At 58.0% G+C, this 21,279-nt stretch carries 20 protein-coding genes; 15 read left to right on the forward strand and 5 right to left on the reverse strand.

Annotated elements, in window-relative coordinates; translation table 11 throughout:
- Positions 1–49: 49 nt before the first annotated feature.
- The 5 genes from QEP11_RS14340 to QEP11_RS14360 form a co-directional block, all read right to left on the reverse strand.
- Positions 50–835 (reverse strand): class II glutamine amidotransferase, encoded by a 786-nt coding sequence (locus QEP11_RS14340; RefSeq protein ID WP_284337335.1) that lies wholly within the window; start codon positions 833–835, stop codon positions 50–52.
- Positions 836–912: 77 nt separating this feature from the next.
- Complete coding sequence (locus QEP11_RS14345) at positions 913–2,373, reverse strand: DHA2 family efflux MFS transporter permease subunit (RefSeq protein WP_284337336.1); 1,461 nt, start codon at positions 2,371–2,373, stop codon at positions 913–915.
- Between the two features lie 47 nt (positions 2,374–2,420).
- Positions 2,421–2,636: a cysteine-rich CWC family protein gene (locus QEP11_RS14350; protein WP_284337337.1), complete on the reverse strand. Its 216-nt coding sequence runs from the start codon at positions 2,634–2,636 to the stop codon at positions 2,421–2,423.
- A gap of 129 nt (positions 2,637–2,765) precedes the next feature.
- A complete protein-coding gene (locus QEP11_RS14355; RefSeq protein WP_284337338.1) occupies positions 2,766–3,527 on the reverse strand; it encodes a ChaN family lipoprotein in 762 nt (253 codons plus the stop codon).
- Positions 3,528–4,164: 637 nt separating this feature from the next.
- Entirely contained in the window at positions 4,165–6,357 is a 2,193-nt protein-coding gene (locus QEP11_RS14360) for a malate synthase G (RefSeq protein ID WP_284337339.1), read from the reverse strand.
- A 238-nt stretch (positions 6,358–6,595) separates the two neighbouring features.
- Between QEP11_RS14360 and QEP11_RS14365 the strand changes: the two genes are divergently transcribed.
- The 15 genes from QEP11_RS14365 to QEP11_RS14435 all read left to right on the forward strand — a co-directional run bounded on the left by QEP11_RS14365 (position 6,596) and on the right by QEP11_RS14435 (position 21,224).
- Positions 6,596–7,528, forward strand: coding sequence for a LysR family transcriptional regulator (locus QEP11_RS14365; protein ID WP_284337340.1), 933 nt, complete (start codon positions 6,596–6,598; stop codon positions 7,526–7,528).
- The gene (locus tag QEP11_RS14370) at positions 7,525–7,971 is read left to right on the forward strand and encodes a DUF2214 family protein (protein WP_284337341.1); all 447 of its coding nucleotides are present in this window, start codon (positions 7,525–7,527) and stop codon (positions 7,969–7,971) included. The genes QEP11_RS14365 and QEP11_RS14370 overlap by 4 nt, the downstream gene beginning before the upstream one ends.
- 55 nt (positions 7,972–8,026) lie before the next feature.
- Entirely contained in the window at positions 8,027–9,736 is a 1,710-nt protein-coding gene (argS, locus tag QEP11_RS14375; protein ID WP_284337342.1) for an arginine--tRNA ligase, read from the forward strand.
- A 32-nt stretch (positions 9,737–9,768) separates the two neighbouring features.
- Entirely contained in the window at positions 9,769–10,425 is a 657-nt protein-coding gene (locus QEP11_RS14380) for an SPOR domain-containing protein (protein ID WP_284337343.1), read from the forward strand.
- Between the two features lie 58 nt (positions 10,426–10,483).
- On the forward strand, positions 10,484–11,131 hold the full coding sequence (locus QEP11_RS14385; protein ID WP_284337344.1) for a thiol:disulfide interchange protein DsbA/DsbL: 648 nt from the start codon (positions 10,484–10,486) through the stop codon (positions 11,129–11,131).
- 118 nt (positions 11,132–11,249) lie between these two features.
- A complete protein-coding gene (lptA, locus tag QEP11_RS14390) occupies positions 11,250–11,888 on the forward strand; it encodes a lipopolysaccharide transport periplasmic protein LptA (RefSeq protein ID WP_284337572.1) in 639 nt (212 codons plus the stop codon).
- On the forward strand, positions 11,888–12,658 hold the full coding sequence (gene lptB, locus QEP11_RS14395; RefSeq protein ID WP_284337345.1) for an LPS export ABC transporter ATP-binding protein: 771 nt from the start codon (positions 11,888–11,890) through the stop codon (positions 12,656–12,658). Before lptA ends, lptB begins: the two co-directional genes overlap by 1 nt.
- A gap of 58 nt (positions 12,659–12,716) precedes the next feature.
- Positions 12,717–14,294 carry an RNA polymerase factor sigma-54 gene (locus QEP11_RS14400; RefSeq protein WP_284337346.1) on the forward strand — a complete coding sequence of 526 codons (1,578 nt, stop codon included), beginning with the start codon at positions 12,717–12,719 and terminating at the stop codon, positions 14,292–14,294.
- A gap of 177 nt (positions 14,295–14,471) precedes the next feature.
- The gene (locus QEP11_RS14405; RefSeq protein WP_284337347.1) at positions 14,472–15,416 is read left to right on the forward strand and encodes a sugar ABC transporter substrate-binding protein; all 945 of its coding nucleotides are present in this window, start codon (positions 14,472–14,474) and stop codon (positions 15,414–15,416) included.
- Positions 15,417–15,426: 10 nt separating this feature from the next.
- Positions 15,427–16,998 (forward strand): sugar ABC transporter ATP-binding protein, encoded by a 1,572-nt coding sequence (locus QEP11_RS14410; protein WP_284337348.1) that lies wholly within the window; start codon positions 15,427–15,429, stop codon positions 16,996–16,998.
- An 18-nt stretch (positions 16,999–17,016) separates the two neighbouring features.
- Positions 17,017–18,003 carry an ABC transporter permease gene (locus tag QEP11_RS14415; protein ID WP_284337349.1) on the forward strand — a complete coding sequence of 329 codons (987 nt, stop codon included), beginning with the start codon at positions 17,017–17,019 and terminating at the stop codon, positions 18,001–18,003.
- A 19-nt stretch (positions 18,004–18,022) separates the two neighbouring features.
- A complete protein-coding gene (gene rbsK / locus QEP11_RS14420) occupies positions 18,023–18,937 on the forward strand; it encodes a ribokinase (protein ID WP_284337350.1) in 915 nt (304 codons plus the stop codon).
- Positions 18,934–19,332, forward strand: a complete 399-nt coding sequence (rbsD, locus tag QEP11_RS14425) for a D-ribose pyranase (protein ID WP_284337351.1) — start codon at positions 18,934–18,936, stop codon at positions 19,330–19,332. The genes rbsK and rbsD overlap by 4 nt, the downstream gene beginning before the upstream one ends.
- Before the next feature lie 120 nt (positions 19,333–19,452).
- Positions 19,453–20,733, forward strand: coding sequence for a THUMP domain-containing class I SAM-dependent RNA methyltransferase (locus QEP11_RS14430; RefSeq protein ID WP_284337352.1), 1,281 nt, complete (start codon positions 19,453–19,455; stop codon positions 20,731–20,733).
- Positions 20,730–21,224: a putative toxin-antitoxin system toxin component, PIN family gene (locus QEP11_RS14435; protein ID WP_284337353.1), complete on the forward strand. Its 495-nt coding sequence runs from the start codon at positions 20,730–20,732 to the stop codon at positions 21,222–21,224. The genes QEP11_RS14430 and QEP11_RS14435 overlap by 4 nt, the downstream gene beginning before the upstream one ends.
- Positions 21,225–21,279: the final 55 nt, after the last annotated feature.

Here is a 21,279-nt window from a genome sequence, read left to right on the forward strand (position 1 = left end):
ATTTGAGGGGGGGTGAGATAAAGAACTGGGGGATCCAGGCGCTCCTTTTTCATGAAGTCTCGGATTTCTGGCCCAGATACAGGCGACCGTCCACAAACACATTCACCACACCTTGTTCAAACTGTGTCCAGCACTCATTTTTGGTAAGCGGTGCAGTGACAATGACTGCGACTTTGTCATTGGGCGTGGTTTCGCTGGAGAAGTCCACGCTCAGGTCTTCATCGGCCAGATGGGCTGAGGCAAAGGGGTGGCAACGCTCGGTATAAAAGAGGTTGCTTGTGGCATGGGACCATAGAGCCTCGCCGTTGGAGAGCAGGAAATTGAACGTGCCGTGCGGTGAGATGCGCGATGCCAGCTCTTGCAGCGTGAGGGTGAGCTCTTCAATGCTGGGTACGCCAGCGTGCGATTTCCACAACTCTTGCATGATCCAACAAAATGCCAATTCACTGTCAGTGCTGCCAATAGGGTGAAAGTGCGTGTGCAGTTTGGGCGCGAAGTTCTTCAAATCGCCATTGTGGGCAAATACCCAGTTCCGTCCCCACAATTCACGCACAAAGGGGTGGCAGTTTTGCAGACTGACCACTCCTTGAGTAGCTTTGCGGATGTGGGCGATGACATTCTGGCTTTTGATGGGGTACTGGCGAATCAGCTGTGCAACAGGGGAGTCAATGGCGCGCTCGTGGTCCACAAAATGACGCAGACCTTTGTCCTCGAAGAACGCAATGCCCCAGCCATCAGTGTGATCACCCGTATTGCCCGCACGCTGCGCAAAGCCGCTGAAGCTAAAGCGCACATCGGTGGGGGTGTTGCAGTTCATTCCTAGCAGCTGGCACATAGGCGCGGATTCCGTCTCAAGCAATCAAAGGTATATAGCCTAACGTGCTTGTAGGTGTTCTTGTGGCAAGCTACAGCTTAAGAAGCGGTTTTGCTGCTGGGAGAGCGTAGCTGGGTTGCTGCGGCGAAAGCCAGCAAGCACAGCACGGTGAGCATGACAAAGCTTTCATGAAACGCGGCAACGCGTGCCTGTAAGTCAGTCAAACTTGGATTGGCGGCTTGTACCGCCAGACGCCATTCAAGAACGATGCCGCACAGGCCTACACCAATGGCTCCGCCCAGCATACGAATAAAGCTGATGGTGCTGGCACCTTGGGCGATGAGTGCTTTGTCCAGTGGGCGCATGGCGCCCAGATTCAAGCTGGGCAAGATAAATCCAAGGCCAACACGACCGACCACAATAAAGCTGGCCAGCAGCCACAGTGCCATGCTTGGTCCTGCCCACAGCATCAGGCCAAAAGAAATTGCCAGCAGTAGCATGCCGATGCTGACCAGCCAGTGGGTGGGCTGCTTATCAGCCATGCGGCCTACCAGAGGAATGGTGATGGCCAGTACGATGCCTGCAGGCAGCAGCAAGTTACCGGCATAACTGGCCGAAAGTCCCATGCCCATTTGAATAAATAGGGGCAGCAGATAGGTGGAGCCAAACATCGCCGTGCCATAAATGAAAGCGACGATACAACCCATGACAAAAGGCTTGTAGGCGAACAGTCGCAAATCCATCAACGGTTTGCGCTGGGTGTGCAGCAAACGCCGTTGCCACATGACAAAACCAATCAGGCAGAGCAGTGAAATTGCCAACAGGAATGCGGCATGGACATGGTTGTGGTGGAAGGCGACCAAAGCATTGAGCATGCCGAGGGTACCCACAGTCACCAGCCCCAGGCCCAGCACATCGAGCTTGTTTCCGCTGGCTTGTGCAGTCCCGTCGGGGGATGAGGTCGGTACGAATTTCCAGGCCAGCCAAAGAGAAAGCAGGCACGGCGGCACCACCATGAAGAATGTGCTGCGCCAGCCCATCCAGTCCACCAGCATGCCCCCCAAAGCAGGCGCAATTGCAGGTGCCAGCACCACACCCATGCCAAACATACCACCAGCACGTCCTTGTTCTGTAGGTTTGAAAGCGCGCAGGATGATGACGGCCGGAATTGGCTGGATGATGCCTGCGGCAACCCCTTCTGCCAGGCGAGACAGGAGTAGCAGTTCAAAGTGCTGGGCAATGCCGCCAGCAATGCCGCCGGCCATGAGCAGGCCAATAGCGTAGGCGTACGTGGCGCGATAGCCAAAGCGCGAAAGCATCCATGGCGTTATGAGCATGGCTACGGTAGATGCCACCATAAATGCCGAAGTGATCCACTGCGCCCGTTCTTGTCCCAGGTGGAAATAGTCGCTGATAGCAGGGATGGCGACATTGACGCTGGTGGATGGAATGATGGATGCAATCGTGCCTACCATCAGCGCCATCAGCAGCAGCCAGCGGTAGTGTTCGCCATAACGTGTTTTCAGAGCGTCAGTGGGACTGGGGGCGAACAAGGACATGAGAAACCTAAACTCAAAAAAGGCGAAAGGGTTCGCAGCCTACGCGTTTACGTATCGCTTGGCATGTCAGTTGGTGACACTTGTCCACAGTGCGCGCAGATACACGCCTTGCCACGTGACTCAGTAGGAATTTTTTCCAAGGCCTGCGGGGCAATCCTGGATTGCATGCACCAGCACGTTTCGGCAGGCAAGCCTGCTGCGACAGCGCATTGGTTTGCTTGACCACACAAGGGGCAAGCCTGAGGATTGATTGCAGATAGCATGGGGCAGCAGTGTAGGTGCGAGCGCGCAAGTTTGAGTGTTCCAGGGGGAATAGCGCACGCCTGAGCCTGGGTGGGACAGAAGTAGCAAGCCTGCCCCGGGCTCCCTCCATGCACTGGATTGGATACTGCTTATTTTTTCAATTGATGCCACTGTGCTTTCAGCGCAGTGCAGTGGTCTTTCTCCGGTACCGCGGGGGTACGCACGATGAAGTCGCTGTCTTGCGGTACAGATTGTGGCTTATCGCCCGCCTGGCCAATGGCAACGGTGGCATGCACATGAGCAGGGAGCCAGGTAGGAATGCCAATGCTGCGCAGAACATGGCCACGGCCTGCAATCAGTACCACCGTTTTAGCGGGCTGCAAGAGGCTGGTGGCTGTTTGTGCCATGCGAGCATCTTTGGCTAGCTGAATGCGCGCCATGGGCGCAATCTGGTGCTCAGGCAGCAGATCACAATGGCCGGACCGAATGGCATCGCGCTGACGGTCCCATGCAGTAGCAGGCAGGTGACTGTCCCAGAGGGTTTGTTGCATCACCTCTTTCATATGCATGCGCGGCAGATTTCCCCCGAATATCGGCACCCCGGCGCGCACGGCAGCCATCACGGATGGGCCATAGGCTTTCCACGGCCAACCCTCGTCATTCCACTTCAGGGTTTGCTGTACCTCAGACTCTGTTGCAGTGGCAGCTAGGCCTTGAGTGTCATAGCCATGGTCCGCCATCTCCAGTACTACGGCGCCTAGCTGCTGGCGTTTTATCAGGCCCTGGATAGTGGCCAGCTGCCATTGCTGGTGTTCGGGAGCGTCGTGTTGCTCGCCCAGAAGCAGGATGGCAGGCAAGGAAGCTGTGCTCAGATGCTGCTGCCATTGCACGGAGTCCATGAAGGATGGCATGTGCACAGTGCTGCATGCGGCAAGAATCCATCCACTGACAAGAGCGGAAAACAAGGGGCGAAGCGCATGCATGATTTTGATCCTCAGCTTTGCCAAATTTGCCTGTGGGTATGAAGCGCGCATGGTATCAATGGACCTGGGACCTATGCGAGGGCTCTGTGATGTCACGTGGAAGCGGACGTTCGCACGGATGCTTGTGTAGGGTAGCAGCCCTTTCGTTCGAAGTGCAGCTTCGTTATAGACCGAATCCGCAGCAAGGTAGCGCCGCCCGGGTATGCCAAGAGCCAGGCTTTCGCCCATCTTGCTTTCACCTGCGGGCAATGTGTTGGGTGAAGTATGCGTAGGTGGGAGCCTTCAATGCTGTTTTGGGCGACTCAAACAATCCAGCCACACTCTCTGAATGCCACAACCATATCCCTCAACTGGATTGACGTATCAAGGTGCGTAGCTCTGGGGATCATTGTGCACTCTCTGGGAGAGATGCTGCCATTTTCGGTTTCTGGTTGATGATGTGCAGAAAGATGGGGTGCAGAACTTTGCTTGCTCCACGCTCCCAAACAAAAGGCACCCGAAGGTGCCTTTTTCCAAATGCACGGGTCTCTAACCCTTATGCATGAAGTGCCAGAAGCGTCGCGCTTTAAGCACCAGCCTTGACCTTCAGACGCCATGCGTGCAACAGTGGCTCGGTGTAGCCAGAAGGTTGGGCCACGCCCTTGAACACCAAGTCCAGCGCCGCTTGCATGGCTGCTCCTGTGGGGTTGGCAGCCAGGCTTTTGTAAGCTGCATCACCGGCGTTTTGCTGGTCCACCACCTTGGCCATGCGAGCAAAGGTTTCTCGCACTTGCGCCTCGGTCACCACGCCGTGCAACAGCCAGTTGGCAATGTGCTGGCTGGAGATGCGCAATGTGGCGCGATCTTCCATCAGGCCCACGTTGTGGATGTCTGGAACCTTGGAGCAGCCTACGCCCTGATCCACCCAGCGCACCACATAGCCCAGAATGCCTTGGACGTTGTTGTCCAGCTCTTGCTGCTTCTCTGCATCGGTCCATTTGGGATCCTTGGCCACAGGAATTTGCAGCAGGTCGGCCAGAATGTTGGCGCGTTCGGTATCAGCGCTGGTCTTTTCCAGCTCTTTTTGCACATCGGCAACGTTGATCTGGTGATAGTGCAGGGCGTGCAGGGTGGCTCCGGTGGGCGAAGGCACCCAGGCGGTGTTGGCGCCAGCTTTGGGGTGACCAATCTTCTGCTCCAGCATGGCGGCCATCAGATCGGGCATGGCCCACATGCCCTTGCCGATCTGAGCGCGGCCACGCAGACCCATGGTCAGGCCAACCAGCACGTTGCTCTTTTCATAAGCTTGCAGCCAAGCGGATGCTTTCATGTCGCCCTTGCGCACCATAGGGCCTGCATGCATGGCCGTGTGCATTTCGTCGCCAGTGCGATCCAGGAAGCCGGTGTTGATAAAGGCCACGCGGGCCGGTGCCGCAGCAATCGCGGCCTTGAGGTTCACGGAAGTGCGGCGCTCTTCGTCCATGATGCCCAGCTTGACGGTGTTTTCCTTCAGGCCCAGCACCTGTTCCACACGCGCAAACAGCTCATTGGCAAAGGCCACTTCGGCGGGCCCGTGCATTTTGGGCTTGACGATGTAGACGCTTCCGGTGCGGCTGTTGCGGATGCCATTGGCTCCCAGGCCCTTGAGGTCATGGATGGCAATGGTGGTGGTGATCATGGCATCCATGATGCCTTCAGGAATTTCTTTGCCCTCAACACCCCACAGAATGGCGGGGTTGGTCATCAGGTGGCCCACATTGCGCACAAACATCAGCGAGCGGCCATGCAGCTTCACGGGCTGACCATTGGCGCCGGTGTAGGTGCGATCGCCGTTCAGGCCGCGGGTCACGGTTTTGCCGCCCTTGTCGAATGACTCTGTGAGTGTGCCCTTCAGGATGCCCAGCCAGTTGCTGTAGCCGAGCACCTTGTCTTCAGCATCGACGGCCGCGACAGAATCTTCCAGGTCCAGAATGGTCGACACAGCTGCTTCCACCACCACGTCGGACACGCCAGCTGCATCGCTTTGGCCGATGGGGGTGGACTTGTTGATGATGATGTCAATGTGAAGCCCGTTATTTTTCAGCAGCACCGAAGAGGGCGCTGCGGCATCACCCTGGTAACCGACGAACTTGTCAGCGTCTTTCAGGTGGGTGGTGCTGCCATCTTTCAAGGCGATGGTCAGCTTGCGGTCTTCCACCTTGTAGGCGGTGGCATCTTTGTGCGAGCCTGCAGCCAAAGGTGCGGCCTGGTCCAGGAAGTTGCGTGCAAACTCAATGACTTTGGCACCACGCACAGGGTTGTAGCCCTTGCCTTTTTCTGCGCCATTTTCTTCACTGATGGCGTCGGTACCGTACAGCGCGTCATACAGGGATCCCCAGCGGGCGTTGGCTGCGTTCAGGGCGTAGCGTGCATTGAGGATGGGAACCACCAGTTGAGGGCCAGCCATGGTTGCCAGCTCTGCATCGACGTTTTCAGTGGTGGCCTTGGCATCCTTGGGTTGTTCGACCAGATAGCCAATCTGGGCCAGAAACTTTTGATATCCCGCCATGTCTGCGATGGGCCCAGGGTTGGCTTTGTGCCAGGTGTCCAGTTCTGCCTGAATGCGATCGCGTTCGGCCAGCAGTGCAGCATTTTTTGGAGCCAGATCGCTCACGATGGCATCAAAGCCCTTCCAGAACGTGGCTGCATCCACGCCTGTGCCGGGCAGCACTTGCTCATTGATAAAGGTGTGCAGTTCGTTGGCAACTTGCAAACCGTGGACTTGGGTGCGTGCAGTCATGGAGGGTGCTCCTTGGATCATTGATAAGCCATGGCTCCATAGCTTGGAGCCTTCGCTGCCACTGTATTGCAAATCCAGGAGTTAATAAATCGTGCAAAAAGTGCAGAACTGATGACTTTTATGCAAAAGTGAGCAACACTTGTGCTGTCATGCAGGGTGCCTGCGATCTTGAAAACATAGCTTCTAATGCTGTCGTTATCAGCGTTAGAGCCAGTCTGATGCATAAGTTGTTGCTGCCATGGACAAGCTCAAAGCCTTTGAATCCTTTGTTTCTGTTGCCACCAAAGGCAGTTTGACAGCAGCCGCCAAGGCTGAGGGCGTGGCGCCTGCCATCATGGGGCGGCGTCTGGATGCCCTGGAAGAGCATTTGGGCGTCAAGCTCATGGTGCGCACCACGCGGCGCATCAGTCTCACCCATGAAGGCAGCGCCTTTTTGGAGGATTGCCAGCGTTTGCTGGCCGATGTGGCCAATGCGGAGGCCAGCGTATCTGCAGGAGGGGTGAAAGCCACGGGACATTTGAGACTGACGGCACCTGCAGGTTTTGGCCGTCGCCATGTGGCCCCGCTGGTACCGCTGTTTCATGACATGCACCCCGATGTCACCATTTCGCTCAATCTGAGCGATCGCGTAGTTGATCTGGCTGGAGAGGGCTATGACTGTGCGGTGCGGGTGGGCGACTTGCCGGACTCATCCTTGATCAGCGTGCGCATGGCAGACAATCGACGCCTGTGTGTGGCGACGCCTGCTTATCTGCAAGGCCATGGCACACCCAAGCATCCGTCAGAGCTGGCGCAGCACCGCTGTCTGACGCTGTCCAGTGATGCTTCCCAAACCCGGGGCTGGGCGTTTCGTCTGCCCAGCCGCGATGGGGGGACGGAGGTTGTGCACTTCAAACCTGCCGGGCCGCTGGATTGCTCCGATGGGCAGGTGCTGCATGATTGGTGCCTGGGTGGCTGGGGCGTGGCCTGGCGCAGTACCTGGGAGGTGGAGGCAGAAATTGCTGCGGGCCGACTGGTTGAGGTGTTGGCTGACTTTGCTGCGCCGCCTAACGGTATCTACTTGGTATTTCCACAGCGCAAGCACATGACTTTGCGGCTACGCTTATGGATGGATTATCTCAAGGGCCAGTATGAGCGCCCTGAGTTTTGGAGCAAAGGCGTACAACGATGACCCTGGAAGCAATTTTGGCCAGCCTGCATTTGCTGGCTATTTTGACCTTGGTGGTGTTTCTTTCCAGCGAGGCGGCTTTGTGTCGCGTGGAGTGGATGAGCGAAGCGGTGGTGCGCCGCTTGGCAAGGCTGGACATGATTTACGGGCTGGCAGCGCTGGCACTTTTGCTTACGGGTATTGCGCGCATAGTCTGGGGGGCAAAAGGGCTGACCTGGTATGTCTCGCAGCCTTTGTTTCACCTGAAGATGTTGCTGTTTTTTGTAACAGCCGTCATGTCTTTGCGCCCCACATTCACCATACGCAAATGGGTGAAAGCCTTGAATGTCGCAGGTACTTTGCCACAGCCAGAGTCGGTGCGCTTTGTGCGCAAGTGGATCATGGTGCAGGCGCACATCATTCCTGTGATTGCTGTCATCGCAGTGTTCTGGGCACGCGGGATGTAAGCGCATGGAAGCCACAGCTTGGGCAAGCTGTGGCCTGGGCACGTAAAATCGCCCGATGCTCTCCGTTAAACAGGATTTGCTCGCAGCTTTGGCTGCTGAGCTCGAAACATTGTCGCCCGGCGCAGGTGCGCGCGCTGCGTTTGAAAACCCCAAGGTGGCTGCCCATGGCGACTTCGCCTGTACAGCGGCCATGCAGTTGGCCAAGCCAATGAAGGCCAATCCCCGAGCCTTGGGCGAGCAGCTCAAGACTGCGCTGGAAGCGACCGCGGCTTTCCAGAAGTGGGTAGATGCCATTGAAATTGCAGGCCCCGGCTTCTTGAACATCCGTCTCAAGCCTGCGGCCAAGCAGGAAGTGGTGCGTGAAGTGCTGGGCCAAGCGCAAAAGTTCGGCTACCAGGCAGATCGTGGCGAAAAAGTCTTGGTGGAGTTTGTGTCTGCCAACCCCACCGGCCCTTTGCACGTGGGTCATGGGCGTCAGGCTGCCATTGGGGACGCCATCAGCAATCTGTATGTCACCCAAGGCTGGAGTGTGCACCGCGAGTTCTATTACAACGACGCCGGCGTGCAAATTGACACCCTCACCAAGAGCACGCAGCTGCGCGCCAAGGGCTTCAAGCCCGGTGACGAGTGCTGGCCGACCGACAGCGAGAATCCGCTGGCCAAGAATTTCTACAACGGTGACTACATTGCCGACATTGCGCAGGCGTTCCTGAACAAGGAGACCGTCAAGGCCGATGACCGTGAGTTCACTGCCAACGGCGATGTGGACGATTATGAAAATATTCGTAACTTTGCCGTCGCCTATCTGCGCAATGAGCAAGACAAAGACCTGCAGGCTTTCAACCTCAAGTTTGACCAGTACTATCTGGAATCCAGCCTCTACACCAACGGTTATGTGGAAGATGCGGTCAACCGCCTAATCGCCAATGGGCACACCTACGAGCAAGACGGTGCGCTGTGGCTCAAGTCCACCGACTACGGTGACGACAAAGACCGCGTGATGCGCAAGACCGATGGCAACTACACCTACTTCGTTCCCGATGTGGCCTATCACATCCAGAAGTTCAAGCGTGGCTTCACCAAGGTGGTGAACATTCAGGGGACAGACCATCACGGCACTATTGCCCGCGTGCGCGCTGGTTTGCAGGCTGCGGATGTGGGCATTCCTGCCGGCTATCCTGACTACGTGCTGCACACCATGGTGCGCGTGGTGCGCAATGGTGAAGAGGTGAAGATCAGCAAGCGTGCCGGCTCCTATGTGACCTTGCGTGACCTGATCGAATGGACCAGCAAGGATGCCGTGCGCTTCTTCCTGCTCAGCCGCAAGCCTGACACCGAGTACACCTTTGATGTGGATCTGGCCGTGGCGCAGAACAACGACAATCCGGTGTACTACGTGCAATACGCGCATGCGCGTATTCAGTCGGTACTGCGCGCCTGGCAAGAGGCAGGCGGCGCCGGCGTGACGGTGCTCAAGGATGTGGATCTGTCCGCGTTGCAAGGCCCGCAGGCTCAGGCGCTGATGCTGCTGCTGGCCAAGTACCCAGAAATGCTGACTGCAGCTGCGGCTGGTAATGCACCACATGACGTGACTTTCTACCTGCGTGATTTGGCTTCCGCCTACCATAGCTACTACGATGCAGAGCGTATCTTGGTGGACGACGAGGCCGTGAAGTTGGCGCGTCTGGCACTGGTCGCTGCAACAGCGCAGGTGCTGCACAATGGCTTGGCAGTGCTGGGTGTGAGCGCACCTGAGCGCATGTAAGCTCAACAACTAGCAACGTGACAGGCGGTTTTATGGGTAAGCAACAACGTGGTGGCACCATTCTTGGGCTCATCATCGGTTTGATTTTCGGCTTGGGTATTGCGCTGGGTGTGGCGGTGTACGTCACCAAAGTGCCAGTGCCTTTTCTCAATAAAGGGGATGCACGCAACACGGAAGCCAGTGAAAGTGAGCGCAACCGCAACTGGGATCCCAACTCCCCTTTGCGCGGATCTTCGCCTGCGCTGCCTCCACCGGTGGTTGCCCCTGAGCCTCCCAGCGTTGCTGTGACGCCTTCGCAGCCGGTAGACCCTGTAGCGAAGCCGCCTGCATCCTCCGCAGATCCTCTGGGCGACCTGGCAAATGCGAAAGTCAAGGCTGCCGAGGCCAAAGCCGCCGCCGAGGCTAAAGCAGCTGCCAGTGCAGCTGCACCTGTTACGGCCGCCACTGCGGATGGCTCCAGCTACTTTGTGCAAGCTGGCGCTTTCCGCACCCAAGGCGATGCCGATGCTCAGCGAGCCAAGTTGGCCATGCTGGGGTGGGAAGCCCGCATCAGTGAGCGTGAGCAAAATGGACGTCCTGTGTTCCGCGTGCGTGTAGGTCCATTTAGCAAGCGTGGTGATGCCGAACAGCTCAAACAAAAGCTGGACGGAGCGGGTGTGGACTCAGCTCTTGTTCGTGTGCGCCAGTGAACTTTTTGAGCTTTCAGCGCTCATACATCCCCTCATATCTCGATAAGGAGCTCTTTTGATGCAACGCCGCCAGTTCTCTTTGGCTGCAGCCACAGCTGCTACCACCATGGCTTTCGGTGCCAATTCTGCGCTGGCGCAACAGGCTGCGCCCAAGGAAGGCAAGGAATATCTGCGCCTGTCTACACCCGCTCCGACCGAGGCCCCTGCCGGTAAAGTCGAAGTGGTGGAGTTCTTTTGGTACAGCTGCGGGCATTGCAATGCGTTTGAGCCCACATTCGCAGCCTGGTTGCAAAAAAAGCCTGCCAATGTGACGGTGCGCCGTGTACCTGTGGCCTTCAATGCCAGCTTTGTGCCTCAGCAAAAGCTGTATTACACCCTGCAAGCCATGGACAATTTCGAGGCCATGCATCTGAAGGTGTTCCACGCCATCCATGTAGAGCGCAACCGTCTGGCCAAGGATGAGGACATCTTCAACTGGGTGGCCAAGCAAGGTGTTGATGTGAACAAGTTCAAGGAAATCTACAACTCGTTTAACGTATCCAGCCAGGTGCGCAAAGCTACGGCGCTGCAGCAAGCCTATGACGTGGAAGGCGTACCTTCCATGGGTGTGGCAGGGCGCTTTTACACCGATGGACCTCGTGCTGGCAGCATGACCAATGTGCTGAATGTGGTGGAATATCTGGCGGCACAAAGCGCCAAGGCTTGATAAGCCAGCCTGAACATTGCTCAGCGGTTCATTCCGACATAGCCCGCCATGTGCGGGCTTTTTTGATGGAAAACAAGGATGCGTGACTACAATGTCCAGCAAGAAACGTGCCTTTGCCATGACACCTAAACTCATCACCTGCCTTTTGTTGACAGCCCTTAGCGGGGTTTACGGCGTTGCACACGCGGAGCGCGCTGACCGTGACAAACCCATGAATATCGAAGCGGATGCTTTGCGTCATGACGAGCTCAAGCAAACCAGCGTCTTCACGGGCAACGTGGTGATGACCAAGGGCACCATTGTGCTGCGCGGCGCGCAGCTTGATGTGCGCCAGGATGCAGAGGGTTATCAGCACGGCACAATCAAGGCAGACACGGGCAAGCGGGCCTACTTTCGCCAAAAGCGTGACACCCCGCCAGGGGCTCCCGATGAGTTTGTCGAAGGAGAAGGCGAAGTCATCGAGTACAACGGCAAGACGGATGATGTGAAGCTGATTCGCCGGGCGCAGCTACGCCGCTATACCGGAGGCAAGCTCAGCGACGACATCATGGGCAGCATCATTACCTATAACAACTTGACGGATGTTTTCACCGTGGATGGCGAAAAGCGCACCAACCAACCCTCATCGGCGCCTGCTGGCTCAGGGGGGCGAGTGCGAGCCATTTTGGCACCCAAGGCCAGCTCTTCCACGCAGCCATCGACTGCACCTGCGCAGCCCTTGCAGCCTTCCAGCGAATTGAATTTGCAAGGTAAGTAATGACAGACCACATCCAAGACAGCGCAGGGGGCAGCAAGCTTGAGGCGCGCCATCTGGCCAAGTCCTATGGCAGCCGAAAGGTGGTCAAAGATGTTTCCATGACGGTGCAAAAAGGTGAAGTTGTGGGTTTGCTCGGCCCCAATGGCGCAGGCAAAACCACCTCTTTCTACATGATTGTGGGACTGGTGCGCAGTGACGGAGGGGATGTCTTTATAGATGGGCACTCTGTGGGCAGCATGCCTATTCACCAACGTTCACGCCTGGGCCTGTCGTATCTGCCGCAAGAGGCTTCCATCTTCCGCAAGCTGAATGTGGAAGACAACGTGCGTGCAGTGCTGGAGTTGCAGCGCGACGAGGCGGGCAAGGCTTTGTCCCGAGATGCCATTGAGCAGCAACTCACCACACTGCTGCAAGAGTTGCGTGTGGAGCATTTGCGCAAGTCACCATCCCTGGCGCTCTCGGGCGGTGAACGACGCCGTGTGGAAATTGCCCGCGCCCTGGCAACGAATCCGCGATTCATCTTGCTGGACGAGCCATTTGCCGGTATTGACCCGATCGCGGTGATCGAAATTCAGCGCATTATTGGTTTTCTCAAAGAGCGCGGTATTGGCGTGCTGATTACCGATCACAATGTACGCGAAACACTGGGTATTTGTGACCACGCGTTCATTATCAGTGATGGCACAGTGCTGGCACAAGGGACACCGCAGGAAATTGTCGAGAACCCGGATGTGCGTCGGGTTTACCTCGGCGAACACTTCCGCATGTAACCCTCTTTCGCGGTGTCATAAAGAACAACAAGGTCAGAGAGAGTAAGAGGGGTATAGCGTGAAGCCAGGTTTGTCACTGCGGGTCTCACAGCATTTGGCGCTCACACCGCAACTGCAGCAATCCATTCGCCTCTTGCAGCTATCAACGCTGGAGCTTTCTCAAGAAGTCGAGCAAATGCTCGACGACAACCCTTTCCTGGAACTGTCCACCGACGATGTCCCCCGTGAAGAGTCTGGGGTGGATCGTGCAGATGCCGCACCCGAGCACGACGCATCCGCCGTTGATGAATCGCACCATGCCTCAGCCGACAGCACGGTCACTGCGCAAGACAGTGCGGAGCCGGACTTCTCTGGTGCAGACAATGATCTGCCCAATGACTGGGAAGGCGACGGCAGTGTGGACATGTCATCGTTTGACGAAGGTGAATGGGGCAGCGAAGCCCCAGCGCGTGGCAGCCGCCATGACGAGGAAGATGCGCCAACGGCGTTGGAGTTGGCGGGGGCACATGAGTCGCTGACGGACTTTCTGCACCAGCAAGCAATGACCTTGCGCTTGTCGGAGCTGGATGCCTGTGCGCTACGGTTCTTGATAGAAAACCTGAACGATGACGGCTATCTGGAAGATTCGCTGCAAGAACTGGCCGAGGGGCTGGCGGGCTCAGAAGATCTGGAGCAACTGGAAGAGCTGGTGCACCGCTTCACTGTAGCACTGCGCTTGTTGCAGTCCCTGGAGCCGGTAGGGGTTGGAGCGCGCGATTTGTCAGAGTGTTTGCGTCTGCAACTACAGCATATGCGTAACCAGGGGGATGACAGCGAACTGGTTGATATGGCTTTGTCCGTGTGCGCCCAACCCCTGGAAATGCTTGCACGAAGAGATGTGCGCAAGCTCATGCAGGTCTGCGGGTTGCCCGAAGCCAAGGTTCGCGCTGCTTTGGGGATGATTGCGCGGCTGGAGCCCAAGCCTGGACGCCGCTTCGCCGATGTAGAGCGCCATATCATCGTGCCCGATGTGATTGTGAAAAAGTCCAACCGCCGTGGTGCAGACGGCCTGATGCAATTCAGCGTGCAGCTCAATCCGGATGTGATGCCCCGGTTACGCGTGCATGAGATCTACGCGGGGGCGCTGCGAGGCCACAAGGGCAGTGAAGGGCACGCCGGTTTGCAGCAACGTTTGCAAGAAGCACGCTGGTTTATCAAAAACGTGCAGCAACGCTTTGACACCATCTTGCGCGTGTCCAAAGCCATCGTGGATCGGCAAAAAAACTTCTTTGTACATGGCGAATTGGCCATGCGTCCGCTGGTGTTGCGCGATATTGCCGATGAACTGGGCTTGCATGAATCCACTATCAGCCGGGTAACCACGGCCAAATACATGGCGACACCGCACGGGACCTATGAGCTGAAATTTTTCTTTGGTTCGGGTTTGGGCACGGAAACTGGAGGCAATGCTTCCAGCACGGCGGTGCGTGCCTTGATCAAGCAATTTGTGTCGGCAGAAAGTCCGAAAAAACCGCTATCGGACAGCCAGATTGCAGAAATGCTCAAAGAGCAGGGCATTGAGTGTGCCCGCCGCACGGTGGCGAAATACCGAGAAGCGCTGAAGATTGCGCCCGCCAATTTGCGAAAAGCGTTGTAAGCCAAAGGATCAACCCGTAGCGACAATGTTGGTTTGTGCTAACTCGCTGGCTAAGCTGGAGGCTGCCCGATAAAATCGCGCGGACATCCATCACGAAATGCGCTACCTCCGGGTGGCGCTTTTCTTTTCCCGGCTAGTGTTAACCAGTTGAGCGCGAGCAGCGCTCGGAGTACTACCATGCAACAACGTCGTCACACTCTTTTGGCCATTGGTGCCGCTACTTTGGCTGCTTTCGGTGCTTTGGCACCCGTAGCCCATGCCGAAGAAAAGCCCAAGGTGGCGCTGGTCATGAAGTCGCTGGCCAATGAGTTCTTCCGCACCATGGAAGATGGTGCCAAGGCTCATAACAAGGAGCACAAAAACTATGTGCTGGTGAGCAACGGCATCAAGAATGAGACGGACACGGCTGCCCAGATCAAGATGGTCGAGCAGATGGTGGCTCAGAAGGCACAGGCAATTGTGATTGCACCGGCTGACTCCAAGGCACTGGTGCCCGTGCTCAAGAGTGCGGTGGACAAGGGCGTGATCGTGGTGAACATCGACAACCGCCTTGATCCCGAAGCGCTGAAGGAAAAGGGTCTGAACATTCCTTTCGTCGGTCCCGACAACCGCTTGGGCGCGAAGATTGTGGGCGAACATCTGGCCAAACAGCTGCAAGCTGGTGACAAGGTCGGCATTATTGAAGGCGTTTCCACCACCACCAATGCGCAGCAGCGTACAGCTGGTTTCAAGGATGCCATGGACGCCGCCAAGATGACGATCGTAGGTGTGCAGTCGGGCAATTGGGAAATCGCCAACGGCAACACCGTGGCGGCAGGCATGATGCGCGAGAATCCTGATCTGAAGGCACTGCTGGCAGGCAATGACTCCATGGCGCTGGGAGCTGTGGCTGCGGTAAAGGCTGCAGGCAAGACTGGCAAGGTGCTTGTGGTGGGCTATGACAACATCCAGGCCATCAAGCCCATGCTCAAGGACGGCCGTGTGCTGGCTACAGCCGACCAGTTTGCCGCCAAGCAAGCGGCTTTCGGTATTGATGTGGCATTGAAAGCCATCAAGGACAAGACGCCCCAAGCCCAGTTGCCAGCCGAGGTGAAAACCGACGTGGTTCTGGTGACCAAGTAAGAGGCGGGTCATGTCACACCCCAATCCAGCAGATCGCGCCAGCGTGGTCATGCGCCTGCAAGGCATTGGCAAGGACTACGGTGACAGCACCGTCCTGGATGGCGTCAGCCTGGATCTGCGCGCGGGCGAGGTACTGGCGTTGACGGGCGAAAACGGTGCGGGAAAGAGTACCTGCTCCAAGATCATGTGCGGTCTGGTCGCACCCACGCGTGGGCAGATGACGCTCATGGAGCAGCGATTTGCGCCGGTCTCACGCACTGATGCCGAGCGTCAGGGCGTTCGCATGGTGCTGCAGGAGCTGGGGCTGGTGAATACGCTCAGCGTGGCCGAGAACCTGTTGCTGGATCGGTTGCCTCACCGTTTTGGCATGGTTGATCGCCACCGACTCAACGAAATGGCGCGCGCGCAATTGGCCAAGATGGGGCTGGACCATATCGATCCTCGCACCCAGGTGTCCGAGTTGGGCATCGGCATGCAGCAAATGGTGGAAATTGCCCGCAATCTGCGCGATGGCAACCGGGTGCTGGTGCTCGATGAACCCACTGCCATGCTGACGGCCAAGGAAATCGAGCACCTGTTCACGCAGATTGATCTGATGAAGGCGCAAGGCGTGGCCTTGGTCTACGTTTCGCACCGCCTGGAAGAGTTGCAGCGCGTAGCCGAGCGCGTGGCGGTGCTGCGTGACGGCCGCCTGGTCGATGTATTGCCGATGCAGGGGCTGTCCGAGGCTACGCTGGTAGAGCGCATGGTGGGCCGTCATGTGGAAACGCTGGACGAAAAACCGCGCCGCAAGGCTGGCCCTGTATTGATGCGGGCGGAAAACATGTCGCGTGGCGAGGTGGTCAAGAACGTGAGCCTGGAGCTGCATGCTGGCGAAGTGCTGGGTGTGGCAGGTCTGGTGGGTGCAGGCCGTACCGAGTTGCTGCGTCTGCTTTACGGCGCAGACAAGGCCGATAGCGGCAACATTGAACTGACGGGGCAGCACCCTGACCAGCAAGCGCAAACCGTAACTCCCAACTGGCGCAGCCCCATGCAGGCGGTACGTGCAGGCATTGGCTTGATTACTGAAGATCGCAAGGCGCAAGGGCTGTTGCTGCCGCAGTCGATCCGTGTGAATACGTCGCTCAGCCATCTGGGCTCGGTCTCGGGTGGTGGCTGGCTCAACCGTTCGCGCGAAGCACAGCTGGCCAAACACATGGTCCAGCGCTTGCGGGTGCGTGCCTTCAATGCAGAGCAACCTGTGGGCACGCTCAGCGGTGGCAACCAGCAGAAGGTGATTTTTGCGCGTTGGCTGCACCGCGATTGCCCTGTGGTGCTGTTGGATGAACCTACCCGTGGTGTCGATGTGGGCGCTCGCGCGGACCTGTATGCCGAAATCAACACCATGACCAGCCAGGGCAAGGGCGTGATGGTGGTCTCCAGCGACTTGCGTGAGCTGATGGAGCTATGCGACCGAATCGCCGTGATGTATCAAGGCCGCATCGTGGCCACTTTTGAACGCGGTGCATGGAGCCAGAAAGCCTTGCTGGCCGCCGCGTTTGGCGATGTAGCCGATGAAGCCTCTGCTGCTGCAGCGGCCTAACAACAATATTTACGACCCATGTCTTCTACTTCTACCTCTACTCCACCCGCAGCACGCAGTCCCTGGCGCCAGGAAATGGGCACCTATATCGGCCTGGTTGTGGTGCTGATTGCCATGGTGGCGTTGTTCAGCTCCCTGTCGGACTATTTCTTCACCAAGGACACCTTGCTGTCGATTGCCAATGAAATTCCCGCCCTGGCGGTGATGGCCGTCGGCATGACCTTTATTTTGATCATTGCGGGCATTGACCTGTCCGTGGGCTCGGTGCTGGCGCTGAGTGCAGCGGCAGCGGCAGCGGCCATGCTGCAGTGGGAGTGGGGAGCCTGGGGCGCAGCCGTGCTGGGCTTGATGGTGGGTGTGGTCTGTGGAGCCATCACTGGCGGCATTTCGGTCGCCTGGCAACTGCCCAGCTTCATTGTTTCGCTGGGCATGCTGGAGGCGGTGCGCGGCGGCGCCTACCTGGTGACCGATTCGCGCACCCAGTATGTGGGCGATGCCATGGGTGGCCTGGCCACACCGTGGGTGGCAGGCCTGTCGGCATCATTTTTCATCGCGATCGTGGTGGTCATCATTGGCCAGCTGGTGCTGTCGCGCACCGTGTTTGGCCGCTATGTGGTGGGTATTGGCACAAACGAAGAAGCCATGCGTCTTGCGGGTGTCGACCCTCGTCCCATCCGCATCACCGTGTTTGCCGTCATGGGCTTTTTGGCTGCCTTGGCGGGTTTGATGCAATCGGCGCGTCTGGAAGCCGCGGACCCCAATGCAGGCTCTGGCATGGAGCTGCAAGTGATTGCTGCCGTGGTGATCGGCGGCACCAGTCTGATGGGCGGCCGAGGTTCCGTCATCAACACCTTCTTTGGAGTGTTGATCATCGCCGTGCTTGAAGCTGGCTTGGCACAGATTGGCGCCAGCGAACCCAGCAAGCGCATTATTACCGGGGCAGTGATTGTGGTGGCCGTGGTGGTGGACACTATTCGCCAGCGCCGCAGCGCGCGCAAACATTGATCGCTGGAGCGCTGCTTTTATGACGCAATCTTCCAAGACCCGTATCGTTGTGCTGGGCAGTTTGAATATGGATGTGGTGCTGCGTTGCGACACCATACCCGCTCGCGGCGAAACCGTGCATGCGCAGGACCTGAGCTACATCCCCGGTGGCAAAGGCGGCAACCAGGCGGTGGCGTGTGCGCGCCATGGAGCTGATGTGGCGCTGGTGGGCTGCGTGGGCCGTGATGCACATGGCGAGGTTCTGCGCAGCGCACTGGCTGCCGATGGCGTGGATGTGACCCATGTGGCGGTGCGTGATGGCGTCGCCACAGGCTCGGCAGTGGTGATGGTGGAGGCCGATGGCAGCAACCGCATCGCAGTGATTCCCGGCGCGAATGCGCAGGCGGATCTGCCTGTGAACTTTATCGAGGTGCTCACGCATGCAGACTATCTGGTGGTGCAGTTTGAAACACCGCTGCAAGTGCTGGACCGCGCGCTCATGCAGGCGCATCAGGTGGGCTGCAAAGTGGTGTTGAACCCTTCTCCAGTGAAGTCTGTGCCCAGTGCCTGGTGGCCCCTGCTGGACACGCTGGTGGTCAATGAGCACGAAGCGGCAGAGCTGTCGGGCATGGCCGTGACGGATGCGGACACCGCACTGCGCGCCGCCCAGCATTTTCTGGCGCTGGGTGTACAGCAAGTGGTGGTGACCTTGGGCAGCCAAGGTGCCATGGCGCTGAATACCCAAGGGCATAGCGTGCATCCTGCGCCCAAGGTGCATGTGGTGGACACGACCTCGGCAGGGGACACTTTCCTCGGCACCATGACTACCCGTCTGGGCGAAGGTTGCACGCTGGCACATGCGGTGGAGTGGGGCATTCGTGCTGCCAGTCTATGCATTGGTCGTGCAGGCGCACAACCATCCATCCCGCAGCGCGCTGAAGTGGAGCAAGCATGAAAAAAACCAAGCTGTTGAACGCAGCGCTTTCGCATCTGGTGGCGCAACTGGGTCACAACGACTTGATAGTGGTGGGGGATGCGGGTCTGCCCGTGCCGCCCGGTGTGCCCTGTATCGATCTGGCGGTGATGCGTGGCTTGCCGTGCATAAATCAGGTGCTGGAAGCGCTGGAAAGCGAAATGCAGGTCGAGCGCCTGGTGCTGGCCACCGAGTCGCTGAATGCCCATGGTGGTCAAATGCCTGCGTGGCTGCCTGCTGCCTGGCGCGATCTGCCTACGGAGCAGGTCTCGCACGAAGTGTTCAAACAGCGCAATGCGCAAGCGCGGGCGGTGATCCGCACGGGTGAGTGCACGCCGTATGCGAACGTCATGCTGGTTGCCGGCGTGGCCTTTTAAAATCTTTCTTTTCGATAGAAAGTGCAAACGCAGCCCGCGAGGCTGCGTTTTTGCTTTCCGTCAGAGTCAACCAACAGCCGCACAAGGGCAGGGTGACTCGCGTATGCTTGGCCTTCTGCTATGAATCAACTGCATCTGTTTTTACCCTGCGCCGCTGGCGTTGAGGTCTATCTGGCCGACGAAGTGCGCGCCATTACCGGCGTTGGCAAGGACGACGTGCTCACCGGGCGCGGCGGCGTCATGGTGCGTGGCATGTGGCGCGATGCCATGCTGCTCAACCTTTACAGCCGCCTGGCCCAGCGTGTACTGGTCGAGCTTTCGTACACCGAGTACCGCAGCGAGAACGATCTGTACCGCGCCGCCAGTGAAGTGGCGTGGGAAATCTGGTTCACGCCCAAAGAAACCTTCAAGATTGAAGTGACGGCCCAGCACAGCCCTCTGACCAGTCTGAACTTTGCAGCGCTACGCATCAAAGACGCCATTGCCGATCGCTTCCGCGCCAAACGCAACGGTGTGCGTCCCAGTGTGGAGACCAACCGCCCCGATGTGCGCGTGCACATGCACCTGACCACCGACAGTTGCACGCTGTATATCGATACGTCGGGGGAGGCACTGTTCAAGCGTGGCTGGCGCGAAGACAAGGGCGATGCGCCCCTGAAGGAAACCCTGGCGGCAGCCATGATTGCTGCCACGGGCTGGGACCCGCATGGACCTAATCCGCAGCCGCTGTACGACCCCTGCTGTGGTTCGGGCACCGTGGTGATCGAGGCTGCACAGATTGCGCGAAAGATTCCGGCAGGCATCTTGCGCAGTTTTGCCTTTGAGAAGCTGGTGCCTTTTCAGCGCCATGTATGGGAGCAGATCCTGGATGAGGCAGAAGCCAAGATTCTGGACGAAAGCCCGGTGCCCATCTACGGCTCCGATGTGTCGCACCGCATGGTGGACTTCGCTCAGCGCAATGCCGAGCGCGCTGGTGTGGCTGAAACGGTGAATCTGCGTGGCGGTGATGCCCTGCAACGCATGCCGCCTTGCGAGCAGCCGGGCATGATGCTGCTCAATCCTCCGTATGGTGAGCGCATTGCCGCAGCCGGCAGCTTTGGCCGCAATGCTGCAGAGCGTATGAATGTGGTGGAGCGTGCAGGCCGCGAAACCGCGCAGACCGAAGATGGTGGCGAGTTCTTCAGCCAGCTGGCCAGCCACTGGAAGAAAAATTACAGCGGCTGGAGTGGCTGGATGCTCACCCCAGACCTGAAATTGCCGGGCAAGATGCGCCTGAAAGAATCGCGCCGTACCCCTATGTGGAATGGCCCGATCGAGTGTCGCCTGTTCCGCTTTGACATGATCAAAGGGGCAGTCAAACCCCGCAAGGAAGGTTCTGCTGACAGTGGAGCTTGCGCATGAAAATCTTCCTGAAGTGGCCTGCATGCAATGCAGGCTACGCGGGGGCTCAGCCGCGGCCCATGGTGCTGGACACCAATGTGGTGCTGGACATGCTGATCTTTGATGACCCGCACATTCCACCCATTCGGGAGTTGGTTGCTCAGGGTGCCGTGCGCTGGATTGCCGATCAGGCACAGCGTATCGAGCTGGAGCGCGTGCTGCACTACAGCCAGATTGCCCCGCGCGTGTCGTTCTACGGCAAGACACCGGAAGGCGTGATGGCTGCATTTGATGCTGCGGTGGAATATGTGGACGCAGCGCCCAAGATTCGCTTTACCTGCACCGACCCTGATGACCAGCATTTCCTTGATCTGGCCAGCCAGCACAAGGCGCTGCTGGTCAGCAAAGACAAGGCGGTGCTCAAACAGCGCAAGCGTGTGGCGCAGCACTATGGTGCCACGGTGGGCAACATCCTGATGCTGGAGTCGCAAGCACATGCATTGGCAGCCTGAAGATGGCTCTGCCTAGCTGTGGTGCACGTGATGCTTGGTTTTTACGACAGATCAG

The sequence above is a fragment of the Comamonas halotolerans genome, assembly GCF_030162935.1.
Lineage (GTDB): Bacteria > Pseudomonadota > Gammaproteobacteria > Burkholderiales > Burkholderiaceae_C > Comamonas > Comamonas halotolerans.